Below are 14,797 nucleotides of genomic sequence, written 5' to 3'. Positions count from 1 at the left end.
TTGATAAAACAGGATAAAATCCGATGTCTAAAAATTATGCAGCCCTGGCGAACCAGATCCTGACGGCGATCGGCGGCGCAGACAACGTCGTTGCCGTAACCCACTGCATGACCCGCCTGCGCTTTGTGGTGAAAGATAACCAACGCGTGGACGCCCCGGCGCTGAAAGCGCTGCAAGGGGTACTTGGCGTCGTGCGTAGCGATAACCAGTGCCAGGTGATCATCGGCAATACCGTATCGCAGGCGTATCGCGAAGTGCTGAATCTGCTGCCCGGCGAGTTGCGCCCGGCTGAGCCGCAGGGGAAACCGCCGCTGACCTTAAAACGCATCGGCGCCGGGATCCTTGATGCGCTGATCGGCACCATGTCGCCGCTGATCCCGGCGATTATTGGCGGATCGATGGTCAAACTGCTGGCGATGATCCTGGAAATGAGCGGCGCGTTGCCAAAAGGCTCGCCGACGCTGACCATTCTGACGCTTATCGGCGACGGCGCGTTCTTCTTCCTGCCGCTGATGGTTGCCGCTTCCGCGGCGGTAAAATTCAAAACCAATATGTCGCTGGCTATCGCCATCGCCGGGGTGCTGGTGCATCCGGGGTTCATCGAATTAATGGCCAAAGCCGCGCAGGGTGAGCACGTTGAGTTCGCCTTCATTCCGGTTACCGCCGTGAAATACACCTACACGGTGATCCCGGCGCTGGTGATGACCTGGTGTCTCTCTTATATCGAGCGCTGGGTCGATCGCATCACCCCGGCGGTGACAAAAAACTTCCTTAAACCGATGCTGATCGTGCTGATTGCCGCGCCGCTGGCGATCCTGCTGATTGGCCCGCTCGGCATCTGGATCGGCAGCGCGATCTCCGCGCTGGTGTACACGATCCATAGCTATCTCGGCTGGCTGTCGGTGGCGATCATGGGCGGACTCTGGCCGCTGCTGGTGATGACCGGGATGCACCGCGTCTTTACGCCAACCATCATTCAGACCATCGCCGAAACCGGCAAAGAGGGCATGGTGATGCCATCGGAAATCGGCGCCAACCTGTCGCTGGGCGGCTCGTCGCTGGCGGTGGCGTGGAAAACCAAAAACCCGGAGCTGCGCCAGACCGCATTAGCGGCAGCGGCATCGGCGATTCTGGCCGGGATTTCCGAACCGGCGCTGTACGGCGTGGCGGTACGTCTGAAACGCCCGCTGGTCGCCAGCTTAATCAGCGGCTTTATTTGCGGGGCGGTGGCGGGGATCGCCGGGCTGGCCAGCCATTCGATGGCGGCGCCGGGGCTGTTCACCAGCGTCCAGTTTTTCGATCCGGCCAATCCGATGACTATCGTTTGGGTCTTTGGCGTGATGGCGCTGTCGGTGGTGCTCTCCTTTGCGCTGACGCTGCTGCTCGGTTTTGAAGATATCCCGGTAGAAAATGCCGCCGCCGACGCCAGACAGCGCCAGGGCGCGGCCACTCACGCCTGAACACTTTTTTGAACGCGAGGTAACGCATGTCGAGTTTTCCACACGGATTTTTATGGGGCGGCGCTCTGGCCGCTAACCAGTCTGAAGGCGCTTATCTTGAGGGCGGCAAAGGGCTGACAACCGTTGATACTATTCCGCACGGCGCCCATCGCCTGGCGGTGAAGCTGGGCCAGGAGAAGCGCTTTACGCTTCGCGAAGATGAATTCTACCCAAGCCACGTGGCGATTGATTTTTACCATCGCTATAAAGAGGATATCGCCCTGATGGCGGAGATGGGGTTTAGCGTCTTCCGCACCTCTATCGCCTGGAGCCGACTGTTCCCGCGCGGCGATGAACAACAGCCAAACCCGGAAGGTATCGCCTTCTATCGTGCGATGTTTGAAGAGTGCAGAAAGTACGGGATCGAACCGCTGGTCACCCTGTGCCACTTTGATGTCCCGATGCATCTGGTGACGGAATATGGCTCCTGGCGTAACCGGAAGATGGTCGATTTTTTCAGCCACTATGCGCGCACCTGTTTTGAAGCGTTTGACGGACTGGTGAAATACTGGCTCACCTTCAATGAAATCAACATTATGCTGCATAGTCCCTACTCCGGCGCCGGTCTGGTGTTTGAGGAAGGAGAAAATCAGGAACAGGTGAAATACCAGGCCGCGCATCACGAGCTGGTGGCCAGCGCGCTGGCGACAAAAATCGCCCATCAGGTTAACCCGCAAAACCAGGTCGGCTGCATGCTGGCGGGCGGTAATTTCTACCCGTATTCCTGTAAGCCGGAAGATGTCTGGATGGCGCTGGAAAAAGATCGTGAAAACCTGTTCTTTATCGATGTGCAGGCACGCGGCGCGTATCCGGTGTGGGCCGCGCGGGTATTCCGCGAGAAAGGCGTCACTATTGCCAAACAGCCGGGCGACGACGAAATCCTCAAAAACACCGTTGATTTTGTCTCCTTTAGCTATTACGCCTCGCGCTGCGCGTCAGCGGAGATGAACGCCAGCAACACCAACGCCGCCAATATCGTCAAGTCGCTGAAGAATCCGTACATTGCCGCCAGCGAATGGGGCTGGGGCATCGATCCGCTCGGCCTGCGCATCACCATGAACATGATGTATGACCGCTATCAGAAACCGCTATTCCTCGTGGAAAACGGGCTCGGCGCGCGCGATGAAATTGACGCCAACGGCGAAATCAACGACGACTACCGCATTAGCTATCTGCGCGAGCATATCAAAGCGATGCGCGACGCCATCGATGACGGCATTCCGGTCATCGGCTATACCAGCTGGGGCTGTATCGATTTGGTATCCGCCTCCACCGGCGAGATGAGCAAGCGCTACGGTTTCGTGTATGTCGATCGCGACGATGCCGGTAACGGCACGCTTGCGCGCAAGCGCAAGAAATCGTTCTGGTGGTATAAGAAGGTCATCGCCAGCAACGGGGCGGATCTGGAGTAGTCGGTATTGCCGGGTGGCGGCTTACGCCTTACCCGGCCTACGGTCCCCCGGCGAAGCATTAGCGCAAGCCGGGGAACGCCTGTTCCTCGGCCGCTTCCAGCGCGGCAAAACCGCCCTGCCCCTGCCAGCCATCAAGCCGCGCGTATACCGTCGAGACGGCATCCTTAACAGGCTGAGTCATCGGGTAATAGAAACCGACTATATCGGGCTGAATGCCCACAAAAATCACCTCGCCAATATCCTCTTTTAACTGATCGATAAGATAGTTAAGCGGCATATTGTGGGTGGTCATCATAAACATGTCGGCGATATCGTCCGGGTCGACAATGCGAATTTCGCCAGGGTTGAGCCCCATATCGGTTGCATCGACGATCAGCAGCCGGGCTGGGCGCAGTTCGCGGATGGCGACGATATCGTTTTCCGGCGCGCTGCCGCCGTCAATCACCACCCAGCCGCCGACCGGATTGGCCGCGCACATTTCCGCCAGCAGCGGGCCTGCGCCGTCATCGCCCATCATGCTGTTGCCAACACACAGTAAAACGTCAGTCACGTAGTCTCCTCACCATCAGATAGATGGCGCTTTCCTGGTGAATATCGTGCAGCATGCTGAGCAGGGTTTTACTCCACGCCTGCTGCTGCGGGGTCTGCGCGGACTGCGCTTTATCAAAGGCATTAGCCAGCATCGCCACGTGATTACTGTCGATAACAATCTCGCCATACTTCGGCACGCCTTCCATTTTGCGCCGCGCGGCGCTGCCCGCCTCCAGCGTGCCAATCCACGCCAGATAGTCCTCCCACGGGCAGCTTAACGCCGCTTCCAGGCAGTCAATGACGCCGAGGTGGTGGCCAATCGCCAGGCTGTAATAGACCACCTGCTGCGCCTGATCCGGCGTCGCGTCGTTCTCATCAATAAATTTACGGCTCAGCTGACTGAACACCACCGTCTCGCTCATCGGATACGCGCCCCCTCGACCACCTGATTCAGGTGCGTGACGATCTCGGTCAGACGCGGATCTTTCTCCGCCTCCAGCCAGCGTAGTACCTGGTTATCGCCCTGCCCCAGTAGACGCATATAGTCGTCGGCAATCTGGCGACCATAGCGATAGCCGGCCAGACGGCGCGCTTCGCGATCGATACGCACCCGCAGCGGCTGCACCATGTTGGGATGCAGCAATTCGGTTGGCTGGTCGTCAAGCTCGCCCGGCTGGCGGGCATGGATTTTTTGCTCCAGCAGACCAAGCGCCATCGCAAAACCGTACAGCGTGGCGGCAGGCGTCGGCGGACAACCCGGAATATAGACGTCGACCGGCACGATTTTGTCGGTGCCGCCCCATACGCAGTACAGATCGTGGAAGATACCGCCGCTGTTGCCGCAGGCGCCGTAAGAGATGCAGATTTTCGGATCCGGCGCCGATTGCCAGGCGCGCAGCGCCGGCGAACGCATCGCGCGGGTCACCGCGCCGGTGAACAGCAGAATATCGGCATGGCGCGGCGACGGCACTACTTTAATTCCGAAGCGTTCGGCATCGAATAGCGGCGAAAGGGTGGCGAAAATCTCGATTTCACAGCCGTTACAGCCGCCGCAGTCGACGCGATAAACGTAGGCGGAACGTTTGATTTTTTTCAGCAGCGAGGCCTTCATGCTGGCGATGGATTCCTCCACCGTCATCGGCAGCGGAATGCCGTTTTCATCGCGCGGGCCTAATAAATTGCTCATCAGCTGGCCTCCCTCATGTGGCGAGTCAGTTCAATACGATCGGATGGCACCAGGCATTTCTGACGCTTGCATTCCGGGCAGGTCTCAAAGCTTTCGCGGTGCAATTCGGCGCGGGTATCGCCGTTGTGCTTAAGCAGCGCGATAGCGTAGTCGATCTCTTTTTGTACCGCGAAAGGCCGTTCGCAGACCCGACAGTGGCAAATGGCAAAGCGCGATTGCTGGAGGAAATCCTCTTTTTTCCACACCGCCAGTTCATACTCCTGCGACAGCTTAATCGCCGCCGTCGGGCAAACTTCTTCACAGCGGCCGCAGAAAATGCAGCGCCCGAGGTTGAACTGCCACGCCAGCTGGTTAGTCGCCAGGTCGGTCTCTACCGTCAGGGCGTTAGACGGACACGCATTCACGCAGGCCGCGCAGCCGATGCACTGCTGCGGATTGTGTTCCGGTTTGCCGCGGAAGTTTTTATCCACCGGCATCGGCTCCAGCGGATAGGAGTGGGTCGCGGTGCCGGTCTTGATGACTTTTTTGATAAAGGTAAACATTGTTGCTCCCAGGTTGTGTGTGGCCTTTTACCCTCACCCTAGCCCTCTCCCTAAAAGGGAGAGGGGACAGTTGTGCACGGTCAGTGAATTCGCGCTCGATCTGCCCTTCCCCCTCTCCCCTGCGGGGAGAGGGTCGGGGTGAGGGGCCCCACGCAATGGCTCAATTATTTCAGCGGCGAGTTTTTACGCTCGATGCTGTAGCGCTCCAGCTCTTTGTACGGCACCACTTTGCTTTTCTTCTTACGCACATCGACCACCGTCATGCGGTCGGTACAGGAGTAGCAAGGGTCGAGGCTGCCAATAATCAGTGGCGCGTCGGAGACGGTGTTGCCGCGCAGCATATAGCGCAGGGTCGGCCAGTTGGCGTAGGTCGCCGCACGGCAGCGCCAGCGGTACAGTTTTTGGTTGTCGCCGGTCATGCTCCAGTGAATATCGTCGCCGCGCGGCGCTTCCGAGAAGCCCAGCGCGAAGCGGTGCGGAATATAGGTGAAGCCATCCACCATCAGCGGGCCGCCGGGCAGATTGTCGAGACCGAAATCAATCATATTCAGCGCGGTATAAACCTCGTTGATACGCACCTTGAGGCGGGAAATCACGTCGCAGCCCTGCTCGCTGTGAACTTCCATCGGCAGCAGACCGTAACCAACGAACGGGTGATCGGCGCGAGTATCGCGGGCGTGGCCGCTGGCGCGGACCATCGGGCCGACGTTACTGAAGTCGCGGGCGATTTCTGGATCCAGACGGCCAATACCGACGGTGCGCTGTTCCATGTTCGGCGTGCTGAGCAGCATATCCACCAGCTCCTGCACATCGCGGCGCATCTGCTGCGCCAGCTGGCGGGTCTGGATCATGTCCTCTTTCAGCAGATCGCGGCGAATCCCGCCGATCAGGTTCATACCGTAGGTTTTACGCGCGCCGGTGAGGATCTCCGCCATCTTCATTGAGGTTTCGCGCACGCGGAAGAACTGCATAAAGCCGGAGTCAAAGCCGGTGAAGTGGCATGCCAGACCAAGGTTCAGCAGGTGCGAGTGCAGGCGTTCCACTTCCAGCAGAATGGCGCGGATCATCTGCGCGCGCTCCGGCACCACGATACCCATCGCGTTTTCTACCGACGTGGTATAAGCAGTGCTGTGGGCGAAGCCGCAGATGCCGCATACCCGGTCCGACAGGAACGTTACTTCGTTGTAGCCCATGCGGGTTTCCGCCAGCTTTTCCATGCCGCGATGGACATAGAACAGGCGGTAATCGGCGTCGATAATGTTCTCGCCGTCGACAAACAGACGGAAATGGCCTGGCTCATCGGAGGTGACGTGCAGCGGGCCAATCGGCACCACGTTGTTTTTCTTACTGCCGAGCTCGTTAATGAATTCGTAGGTCTCCGCGTCGGTGGTCGGCGCCGGGCGCTGGCGGTAGTCCATGCTGTCCTTACGCAGCGGATAGAGTTCATCCGGCCAGTCGTCCGGCAGCACCAGGCGGCGCTCGTCCGGCAGGCCCACCGGCACCAGACCGTACATATCGCGTACTTCGCGCTCGCCCCATACCGCCGCCGGCACGCGCGGGGTCACCGACGGATATTCCGGTTTATTAGCGTCGACTTCCACGCGCACGGTGATCCAGCACTTCGTGCCCTGCTCCATCGACAGCACATAGTAAACCGCGTAGTGGCCGTTCAGCTTACGTTCGTCGTTGCCGAACAGTACCGACAGCCAGCCGCCCTGCTTGTAGTACAGGAACTCGACCACTTCCGGCAGGTAGTTAACCTTCACGGTGACGGTTAGCTGATCTTTGGTCTGCCAGGCTTCGTCCAGCACCACGCCAGGGAAGGCCTGGTGCAGCGCCGCAAGATAGTGTTGACCGATTTTTTCTTCAGACATGCTCAAATTCTCTTAATCACGCCACCAGCAAGGAGACGAAAGCTAAAAAGGCGAAACCAAACCCGGCCCAGGTGACGCGGGAAGTGGCACAGAAGCGCAGACGCGCCATGCTGTTTTCGAACAGCGCGATAATCAGCACTCCCGCCACCAGCTTGACGATGGCGACCACCAGCGCCAGCAGCAGTCCCGGCGTGCTGAAGCTGGTCATCTGTCCCCACGGGATAAACACGCCGACGAACATCTGCAGTACCACTAGCTGTTTCAGGCTGATGCCCCACTTCAGCACCGCGAAACCGCTACCGCTGTACTCGGAAAGCGGTCCTTCCTGCAGCTCCTGTTCGGCCTCGGCTAAATCGAACGGCAGTTTGCCCATTTCGATAAAGGTGGCGAAGGCGCAGGCGCACAGCGCCAGGATCAGCGGGATGCTGCGCGCGGCGGGCCAGTGGTAAATGGTGTCGGTAATCGCGCTAATATGGGTGGAACCGGCTACCTGCGCCGCGACCCACAGCCCAAGCAGCAGGATCGGTTCGACCAGCACGCCGAGCATCGCTTCACGGCTGCTGCCGATGGCGGTGAACGGACTGCCGGTATCCAGGCCGGAAATGGCGAAGAAGAAACGGGCGATGGCGAACAGGTAGATAAGCGTAATCAGGTCGCCCAGCCCCGGCAGCGGTGAATCTATGGTCACCACCGGCAGCGCGGCGGCGATGGTCAGCATCACGCCAACCATCACAAACGGCGTCAGGCGGAATACCCAGCCGGAAGCGTCCGGGCCCACGCTCTGGCGGCCCAGCAGTTTCAGGATATCCCGATACTCCTGCAGTACCCCCGGCCCGCGGCGGTTATGCAGGCGCGCGCGGGCAACGCGGGTCAGGCCGGACAGCAGCGGCGCGACGGCAAAAAGTACCAGCGCCTGTATTAATGCAACGAATAGGTTCACTCTCAGGCTCCTCGCGAAATCACAATCACCACCAGTACCGCCAGTTCGATCAGCGCCACGCCACGCAGCAAGGCGGGCGCGGAGGCGTTCTGCCAGCCGGGCACCAGCCGTACCGGATTCAACCAGTGACGCAGCTTCAGCAGCGGCGCAAAGGCTTCTTTCACCGGCATGGCGAAGCCGTGGGCGGTGACCACCATTGCTTGTTCATGGTCGTAGCCGCAGACCCACGCCGCGCCGCGCGAGCGCGCCGGCAAGCGGTCGCCTTTGAAGAAGATCATCAGCAGGAACGGCAGCAGCGGACAGGCAATCAGCAGAATGGCGATCAGCGGCTGCGATACGACGCTAGTGGCCTGCGCTGGAACCGGAATGACGTGGCCGACCAGCGGCAACAGCCACGGCGCCGCCACGCCGCCGATGACGCAGGACGCGGCGGCCAGCATCACGCTTAAGGTCATCAGCCAGGGCGCGCAGGTGGCGTTTTCCGCCTCTTTACTGCGCGGCGCGCCGAGGAAGGTGACGCCGTAGACTTTGGCCATACACATCACCGCCAGCGCCCCGGTAATCGCCAGGCCAACCGCCAGCAGCGGCCCCAGCAGACGGCCGATAAACACCTCGCCGGTGCTCAGCTTGAAGAAGGATTGATAGATAACCCATTCGCCGGCAAAGCCGTTCAGCGGCGGCAGCGCGGCCATCGCCATCAGCCCCACCAGCATGGCGAGTGAAATCAGCGGCATTTTTTTACCGATGCCGCCCAGCTTCTCGATATCGCGATGCCCGGTACGGAACCACACCGCCCCCGCGCCAAGGAACAGCGTGGTTTTGAACAGGCTGTGGTTGATCAGGTGGTACATGCCGCCGATAAAGCCCAGCACCATCAGCGCATTATTGCCGGTAGCAATACCGGTGACGAACGCGCCGAGGCCAAGCAGAATAATGCCGATGTTTTCCAGGGTGTGGTAAGCCAGCAGGCGCTGGATATTATGTTCCATCAGCGCGTACAGCCCGCCGATAAAGGCGGTAATCATCCCCAACACCAGCAGCAGCACGCCCCACCACAGCGGCGGCACGCTACCGGCCAGCGACACGGTCAGGATGCCGTACAGACCGACCTTCATCACCACCGTAGAAAACAGCGCGGCGGCCGGGGCGCTGGCGCCCGCATGCGCCTGCGGCGCCCAGCCGTGCAGCGGAATCACCCCGGCGAGCAGGGCAAAACCGAGCAGACCCGGCAGCCACAGCGCCATGTTCTGCGGCGCGCCGGCGGCCAACTGGCTAATCGCCGCCAGATCGAGAGTGCCGTAGAACGACCACACCAGCCAGCAGGTCCACGCCAGCAGCAGGGTACCGAGACGCCCCAGCGCAAACCACAGTTTGCCGGACTGCGCGCAGCCGGTAAGGAACGCGGCGCACAGCGCCATGATTTCCGCCATCACCACCAGGCTGCCGAAGTTAGTCACCACCACCGCGCAGGTGGCGGCAGCCAGCAGCAGGTTAACCAGCAGGCCGTTGGATTTGACCTGCGGATGACGATGCCAGGAAATGTTAAACAGCGAAATCGGCAGCGCCGACAGGCCGATAGCCAACAGCCACAGAGCGTTAATCCCGCCCACCCGCATCGCCAGATGCAGATACTGCAGCATGCCGCCGTTGATCCGCTCCGGCGCGATCAGCGCCGAGAAGCCGGCGACGATTAACATCGCGCTGGCGACCGCGCCGCCGATCCCGGCAATCGCGCCGCTCAGCGGTTTTCGCAAACTAAATAAAAACGCCAGCACCGCGCTGGCGGCATACCAGGCAACCGCCTGATTCACTAATGCAACCACGCTCATTTCACGCCCCCTTGTTGCGCCTGAAACAGCGACAAATCGCCGAGGTCGGTATTAAAGGTCAGTTCGCGCTTACGCTTGCTGGACTTAGCAATATCGCGAATATCCACCAGCAGTAAGGCTTTGGTCGGGCAGGTCCGTACGCAGGCCGGGCCCTGCTCATCAAAGTGGCAGAGGTCGCATTTCACGGCGATAGCGCGAACGCCAGGCACCCAGTCGAGCAGCGAGCTGACGCGGGCCGGAGCCGGCGGCGCGGCGGGCGCCATCGGCGTGTTAGCGTTGGCGGGAATATCCAACGGGCGGCTGCCGGAGAATTCAATCGCGCCGAACGGGCAGGCGATGCCGCACAGTTTGCAGCTCACGCACAGGCTTTCATTGAGCTGTACCGCGCCGTCGACGCGAGTAATGGCGTTGACCGGGCACACCGCGGCGCAGGGCGCGTCTTCGCAGTGGTGGCACATCTGCGGCGCAGACTCTTTTTCATTACGCATGACCTGCAGGCGCGGCATACTTTGCAGGCCATACTGGCGATGCGTCTCGGAACAGGCGGCTTCGCAGGTGCGGCAGCCAATACAGACGCTGGAATCAGCAATTACAAAACGGTTCACCGGGTCATCCTCGGGTGAAAGTCACTTTTGACGAAATCAGGCCGCGCAGGTGTCGGTTTCGACACTTGTCGACACTTCACAATTAATGGACCTGCGCCAGATGGCTTAAATCCACCGGCTGGTCGCGCTCCATGGCCTCATACAGACGGTCATAGACGGTGGCGATGATCGCCAGGTAGTGTTCCAGCACCGCTTCGCGGGAACGGTTACTGATGCGACCGTCAATCACCCCTTCCGCATCCAGCGTCGCCTGGGCGATCAGCCGTTTGTCATCGCCATTTTTGCTTTCTACGTAGTATTCGATGGTGTGGCTGTTAAAGCCTTCCGCCAGCGCGACATATACCTGAAAGTGGCCGAACAGCACGAAGCACAGCTCTTTGTCCGGCGCGCAGCTCATCGCGTGATGCAGACGCGCTTTCGACAGGGTGATGCCCTGAACCAGCGAGTTGCAGTATGTGTGCCACTGCTCCTGATGCTGGCGGTGACGATCGGCGATGTAGTCCGCCTTTTCACTTAATTCCCAAATTGTCATCCCGGATCCTCCCGTTACATGAGATGCACCGGTTAAGCATTTTCCATGCCAAAATTTATTTATATGAATTTAAAGGAATTATTAAAAATACTGGCGCCATCGCGACATGTCGATGACAGCCATCCGTCGTCGTCATCGACAGTTCCCCCACCGTTTATGGTCTCCTGGCATCGTTATTGCATATAGCCGCCATAGTATTAACGGAGGCCAACATGCACGAAATCACGCTAAGCCAGCGGGCGCTGGAAATCATTGAGCAACAGGCGCGGCAAAACGGCGCGCGCCGGGTCACCGGCGTGTGGCTGAAGGTCGGCGCGTTTTCCTGCGTGGAGGCCAGCGCCCTCACCTTCTGTTTTGAACTGGTGTGCCGCGGCACGCTGGCGGAAGGCTGCGCGCTGCACATTGCCGAGCAACAGGCTGAATGCTGGTGTGAACGCTGTCAGCAGTATGTGCATCTTGTCTCTCAGCATGTCCGCCGCTGCCCGCACTGCGATAACGACCAGTTGCAGATCGTGGCGGATGATGGCTTACAGATTCAGCGTTTAGAATTGGAGTAAAAATTATGTGTACGACTTGCGGATGCGGAGAAGGCAACCTTTATATCGAAGGCGATGAACATAACCCGCATTCGGCGTTTCGCAGCGCCCCCTTCGCTCCCGCCCCGCGTCAGACCATGACCATCACCGGCGTGAAAACCGATAACTTCACCCCGACCCGGAGCGCGCAAGGCGATCTGCACTACGGCCACGGCGAAGCGGGTACCCATGCGCCGGGGCAAAGCCAGCGGCGGATGCTGGAAATCGAAATCGACGTGCTGGATAAAAACAACCGCCTGGCGGCGCGCAACCGCGCGCGCTTCGCGGCGAACAATCAACTGGTACTGAATCTGGTCTCCAGCCCCGGCTCCGGTAAAACCACCCTGCTCACCGAAACCCTGACGCGCCTGAAAGGCATCGTCGACTGCGCGGTCATTGAAGGCGATCAGCAGACGGTCAACGATGCCGCGCGTATCCGCGCCACCGGCACGCCGGCGATTCAGGTCAATACCGGCAAGGGCTGCCATCTCGATGCGCAAATGATTGCCGACGCCTCTGCGCGTCTGCCAGCTGGCGATAACGGTATTCTGTTTATCGAAAACGTCGGCAACCTGGTCTGCCCGGCCAGCTTCGACCTTGGCGAACGTCATAAAGTGGCGGTGCTGTCGGTTACCGAGGGGGAAGATAAACCGCTGAAGTATCCGCATATGTTTGCCGCCGCGAGCCTGATGCTGCTCAACAAAGTCGACCTGCTGCCGTACCTCAACTTTGACGTCGAGAAGTGCCTCGCCTGCGCGCGGGAAGTGAATCCACATATCGAGATTATTTTGCTCTCCGCCACCAGCGGCGAAGGCATGGATCAGTGGCTTAACTGGCTGGAGGCGCAGCGATGTGCATAGGCATTCCGGGGCAAATTCGCACGATTGACGGCGTGATGGCGAAGGTGGAAGTGTGCGGCATTCAGCGCGAAGTCGATCTGACGCTGGTCGGCGCCGTCGACGAGCAGGGCCAGCCGCGCATCGGTCAGTGGGTGCTGGTCCACGTCGGATTCGCCATGAGCGTGATTAACGAAGCCGAAGCGCGCGATACCCTCGAGGCGCTGCAAAACATGTTCGAGGTTGAACCGGACGTCGGCGCGCTGCTGTACGGCGAGGAGCGATAATGCGTTTTGTTGATGAATACCGCGCGCCGGAGCAGGTGCTGCAGCTGGTCGAACATCTGCAGCAGCGCGCCCGGCTGCTGGACTACAGTGAAGCCCGCCCGCTGCGGATGATGGAGGTCTGCGGCGGCCATACCCACGCCATCTTTAAATTCGGCCTCGACCAGCTATTACCGAGTAATATTGAATTTATTCACGGCCCCGGCTGCCCGGTGTGCGTCCTGCCGATGGGCCGCATTGATGCGTGTATCGAGATAGCCAGCCGTCCGGATGTGATTTTCTGCACCTTTGGCGATGCGATGCGCGTGCCGGGAAAAAACGGGTCGCTGCTGCAGGCGAAGAGTCGCGGCGCCGATGTGCGAATCGTTTACTCGCCGATGGACGCCCTGCGGCTGGCGCAGCAGAATCCGCAGCGCGAGGTGGTGTTTTTCGGTCTTGGTTTCGAAACCACCATGCCCGCCACCGCGCTGACGCTGCGTCAGGCCCGCGAGCGCAACGTCGGCAACTTCTACTTTTTCTGTCAGCACATCACCTTACTGCCGACGCTGCGCAGCCTGCTGGACCAGCCGGACAACGGTATCGATGCGTTTCTCGCCCCCGGCCACGTCAGTATGGTGATTGGCACCGACGCCTACGGTTTCATCGCCAGCGACTATCATCGGCCATTAGTCGTTGCTGGATTTGAACCAGTTGATCTACTGCAAGGCGTGATCATGCTAGTTGAGCAGAAAATAGCGCAGCGCAGTCGGGTAGAGAATCAGTACCGTCGCGTGGTGCCGGATGCCGGTAACGCGCTGGCGCAGGCGGCAATCGCCGAGGTCTTTTGCCTGAGCGGCGATAGCGAATGGCGCGGCCTGGGGACGATCAACGATTCCGGCGTTTGCCTGACGCCAGATTATCAACGCTTTGACGCCGAGGCCCATTTCCGCCCGGCGCCGCAGCGCGTTTGCGACGACCCGCGCGCCCGCTGCGGTGAAGTGCTGACCGGGCGTTGTAAACCACACCAGTGCCCGCTGTTTGGCCGCGTCTGCAATCCACAGAGCGCCTTTGGCGCGCTGATGGTCTCCTCAGAGGGCGCCTGCGCCGCCTGGTATCAATATCGCAGTCAGGAAAATAAAGCATGAAAAGCATTCAGTTAGCTCACGGTAGCGGCGGTCAGGCGATGCAGCAACTCATTGGCGAGCTGTTTATGCAGGCCTTCGCCAACCCCTGGCTGACCGAACAGGAAGATCAGGCGCGTTTAGATCTCGCCGGGCTTGCCGCCCAGGGCGATCGGCTGGCCTTCTCAACGGACAGCTACGTCATTGATCCGTTATTTTTCCCCGGCGGCGATATCGGCAAGCTGGCGGTCTGCGGCACCGCCAACGACGTGGCGGTCAGCGGCGCCGTGCCGCGCTATCTCTCCTGCGGGTTTATCCTCGAAGAGGGGCTGGAGATGGCGACGCTGGAAGCGGTGGTGCGCAGCATGGCAACTACCGCGCAGCAAGCCGGGATTGCCATTGTGACCGGCGATACCAAAGTGGTGCCGCGCGGCGCAGCGGATAAATTATTCATCAATACCGCCGGTATTGGCGCCATCCCCGGCGATATTCACTGGGGAGTGCAGCAGATTAGCGCCGGCGATGTGCTGCTGGTCAGCGGCACGTTAGGCGATCACGGCGCCACCATTCTTAACCTGCGCGAACAGCTGGGGCTGGACGGCGCGTTATCCAGCGACTGCGCGGTGCTGACGCCGCTTATCCAAACCCTGCGCGAGATTCCGGGCATCAAAGCGCTACGCGACGCCACCCGCGGCGGCGTCAACGCGGTGGCGCACGAGTTCGCCGCTACCAGCGGCTGCGGTATCGAACTGCATGAAGCGAAGCTGCCGGTCAACGATACGGTACGAGGCGTCTGCGAACTGCTGGGGCTCGACGCGCTGAATTTCGCCAACGAAGGTAAACTGGTAATTGCCGTCGCCAGAGAAGCCGCGCTGCGCGTACTTGAGCATTTACGGTCTCACCCGCTCGGACAGAATGCCGCGATAATTGGCGACGTTGTCGAGCGCGCCGGCGTGCGCTCCGTAGGGTTATATGGCGTTAAACGGACGCTCGATCTTCCCCACGCCGAGCCGCTACCGAGAATTTGCTAACCACTGAACCGGCCCGGAGGG

At 60.1% G+C, this 14,797-nt stretch carries 16 protein-coding genes; 7 read left to right on the top strand and 9 right to left on the bottom strand.

All coding sequences use genetic code 11. The annotated features are described in order from the left end of the window. Window positions 1-23 precede the first annotated feature (23 nt). Both ascF and PGR29_RS15750 read left to right on the top strand, forming a co-directional pair. Entirely contained in the window at window positions 24-1,460 is a 1,437-nt protein-coding gene (gene ascF, locus PGR29_RS15755; RefSeq protein ID WP_087859304.1) for a PTS cellobiose/arbutin/salicin transporter subunit IIBC, read from the top strand. Window positions 1,461-1,486: 26 nt separating this feature from the next. Next, window positions 1,487-2,911: a 6-phospho-beta-glucosidase gene (locus PGR29_RS15750; protein ID WP_015703258.1), complete on the top strand. Its 1,425-nt coding sequence runs from the start codon at window positions 1,487-1,489 to the stop codon at window positions 2,909-2,911. A 58-nt stretch (window positions 2,912-2,969) separates the two neighbouring features. Here the strand turns inward: PGR29_RS15750 and hycI are convergent, their stop codons facing one another. From hycI to hycA, 9 genes are all read right to left on the bottom strand, one after another. Further along, on the bottom strand, window positions 2,970-3,461 hold the full coding sequence (gene hycI, locus PGR29_RS15745) for a hydrogenase maturation peptidase HycI (protein ID WP_316424820.1): 492 nt from the start codon (window positions 3,459-3,461) through the stop codon (window positions 2,970-2,972). Further along, window positions 3,454-3,864, bottom strand: a complete 411-nt coding sequence (locus tag PGR29_RS15740; protein ID WP_015370031.1) for a formate hydrogenlyase maturation HycH family protein — start codon at window positions 3,862-3,864, stop codon at window positions 3,454-3,456. The genes hycI and PGR29_RS15740 overlap by 8 nt, the downstream gene beginning before the upstream one ends. Further along, window positions 3,861-4,628, bottom strand: a complete 768-nt coding sequence (locus PGR29_RS15735) for an NADH-quinone oxidoreductase subunit B family protein (RefSeq protein WP_045377369.1) — start codon at window positions 4,626-4,628, stop codon at window positions 3,861-3,863. Before PGR29_RS15735 ends, PGR29_RS15740 begins: the two co-directional genes overlap by 4 nt. Continuing rightward, on the bottom strand, window positions 4,628-5,170 hold the full coding sequence (locus PGR29_RS15730; protein WP_015370029.1) for a formate hydrogenlyase complex iron-sulfur subunit: 543 nt from the start codon (window positions 5,168-5,170) through the stop codon (window positions 4,628-4,630). The genes PGR29_RS15735 and PGR29_RS15730 overlap by 1 nt, the downstream gene beginning before the upstream one ends. Before the next feature lie 164 nt (window positions 5,171-5,334). Next, window positions 5,335-7,044 (bottom strand): formate hydrogenlyase subunit HycE, encoded by a 1,710-nt coding sequence (gene hycE / locus PGR29_RS15725; RefSeq protein ID WP_015370028.1) that lies wholly within the window; start codon window positions 7,042-7,044, stop codon window positions 5,335-5,337. A 16-nt stretch (window positions 7,045-7,060) separates the two neighbouring features. Next, on the bottom strand, window positions 7,061-7,984 hold the full coding sequence (locus tag PGR29_RS15720) for a respiratory chain complex I subunit 1 family protein (protein ID WP_316424819.1): 924 nt from the start codon (window positions 7,982-7,984) through the stop codon (window positions 7,061-7,063). Between the two features lie 2 nt (window positions 7,985-7,986). Then, window positions 7,987-9,813, bottom strand: coding sequence for a formate hydrogenlyase subunit 3 (gene hycC, locus PGR29_RS15715; protein ID WP_087858551.1), 1,827 nt, complete (start codon window positions 9,811-9,813; stop codon window positions 7,987-7,989). Next, window positions 9,810-10,418: a 4Fe-4S dicluster domain-containing protein gene (locus tag PGR29_RS15710; protein WP_047044110.1), complete on the bottom strand. Its 609-nt coding sequence runs from the start codon at window positions 10,416-10,418 to the stop codon at window positions 9,810-9,812. Before PGR29_RS15710 ends, hycC begins: the two co-directional genes overlap by 4 nt. An 82-nt stretch (window positions 10,419-10,500) precedes the next feature. Beyond that, window positions 10,501-10,950: a formate hydrogenlyase regulator HycA gene (hycA, locus tag PGR29_RS15705; RefSeq protein WP_015370024.1), complete on the bottom strand. Its 450-nt coding sequence runs from the start codon at window positions 10,948-10,950 to the stop codon at window positions 10,501-10,503. Between the two features lie 212 nt (window positions 10,951-11,162). Between hycA and hypA the strand changes: the two genes are divergently transcribed. The 5 genes from hypA to hypE are packed head-to-tail and all read left to right on the top strand — an operon-like array spanning window position 11,163 to window position 14,776. After that, complete coding sequence (hypA, locus tag PGR29_RS15700; protein WP_015370023.1) at window positions 11,163-11,507, top strand: hydrogenase maturation nickel metallochaperone HypA; 345 nt, start codon at window positions 11,163-11,165, stop codon at window positions 11,505-11,507. Window positions 11,508-11,512: 5 nt separating this feature from the next. Further along, window positions 11,513-12,385 (top strand): hydrogenase nickel incorporation protein HypB, encoded by an 873-nt coding sequence (hypB, locus tag PGR29_RS15695; RefSeq protein WP_316424818.1) that lies wholly within the window; start codon window positions 11,513-11,515, stop codon window positions 12,383-12,385. Continuing rightward, window positions 12,376-12,648: a HypC/HybG/HupF family hydrogenase formation chaperone gene (locus PGR29_RS15690; protein WP_015703264.1), complete on the top strand. Its 273-nt coding sequence runs from the start codon at window positions 12,376-12,378 to the stop codon at window positions 12,646-12,648. The genes hypB and PGR29_RS15690 overlap by 10 nt, the downstream gene beginning before the upstream one ends. Continuing rightward, window positions 12,648-13,769: a hydrogenase formation protein HypD gene (gene hypD / locus PGR29_RS15685; RefSeq protein ID WP_316424817.1), complete on the top strand. Its 1,122-nt coding sequence runs from the start codon at window positions 12,648-12,650 to the stop codon at window positions 13,767-13,769. The genes PGR29_RS15690 and hypD overlap by 1 nt, the downstream gene beginning before the upstream one ends. Further along, window positions 13,766-14,776 (top strand): hydrogenase expression/formation protein HypE, encoded by a 1,011-nt coding sequence (gene hypE / locus PGR29_RS15680; RefSeq protein ID WP_316424816.1) that lies wholly within the window; start codon window positions 13,766-13,768, stop codon window positions 14,774-14,776. The genes hypD and hypE overlap by 4 nt, the downstream gene beginning before the upstream one ends. Window positions 14,777-14,797 lie beyond the last annotated feature (21 nt).

This window comes from Klebsiella sp. 141203, assembly GCF_032601985.1.
GTDB classification, from domain to species: Bacteria; Pseudomonadota; Gammaproteobacteria; order Enterobacterales; family Enterobacteriaceae; genus Klebsiella; species Klebsiella aerogenes.
This window is presented reverse-complemented; position numbering and strand designations above follow the sequence as displayed.

Coding starts and splice junctions, on each gene's coding strand:
- ascF (WP_087859304.1), top strand. CDS start 24: ATGTCTAAAAATTATGCAGCCCTGGCGAACCAGATCCTGACGGCGATC.
- PGR29_RS15750 (WP_015703258.1), top strand. CDS start 1,487: ATGTCGAGTTTTCCACACGGATTTTTATGGGGCGGCGCTCTGGCCGCT.
- PGR29_RS15740 (WP_015370031.1), bottom strand. CDS start 3,864: ATGAGCGAGACGGTGGTGTTCAGTCAGCTGAGCCGTAAATTTATTGAT.
- PGR29_RS15735 (WP_045377369.1), bottom strand. CDS start 4,628: ATGAGCAATTTATTAGGCCCGCGCGATGAAAACGGCATTCCGCTGCCG.
- PGR29_RS15730 (WP_015370029.1), bottom strand. CDS start 5,170: ATGTTTACCTTTATCAAAAAAGTCATCAAGACCGGCACCGCGACCCAC.
- hycE (WP_015370028.1), bottom strand. CDS start 7,044: ATGTCTGAAGAAAAAATCGGTCAACACTATCTTGCGGCGCTGCACCAG.
- hycC (WP_087858551.1), bottom strand. CDS start 9,813: ATGAGCGTGGTTGCATTAGTGAATCAGGCGGTTGCCTGGTATGCCGCC.
- hycA (WP_015370024.1), bottom strand. CDS start 10,950: ATGACAATTTGGGAATTAAGTGAAAAGGCGGACTACATCGCCGATCGT.
- hypA (WP_015370023.1), top strand. CDS start 11,163: ATGCACGAAATCACGCTAAGCCAGCGGGCGCTGGAAATCATTGAGCAA.
- hypB (WP_316424818.1), top strand. CDS start 11,513: ATGTGTACGACTTGCGGATGCGGAGAAGGCAACCTTTATATCGAAGGC.
- PGR29_RS15690 (WP_015703264.1), top strand. CDS start 12,376: ATGTGCATAGGCATTCCGGGGCAAATTCGCACGATTGACGGCGTGATG.
- hypD (WP_316424817.1), top strand. CDS start 12,648: ATGCGTTTTGTTGATGAATACCGCGCGCCGGAGCAGGTGCTGCAGCTG.
- hypE (WP_316424816.1), top strand. CDS start 13,766: ATGAAAAGCATTCAGTTAGCTCACGGTAGCGGCGGTCAGGCGATGCAG.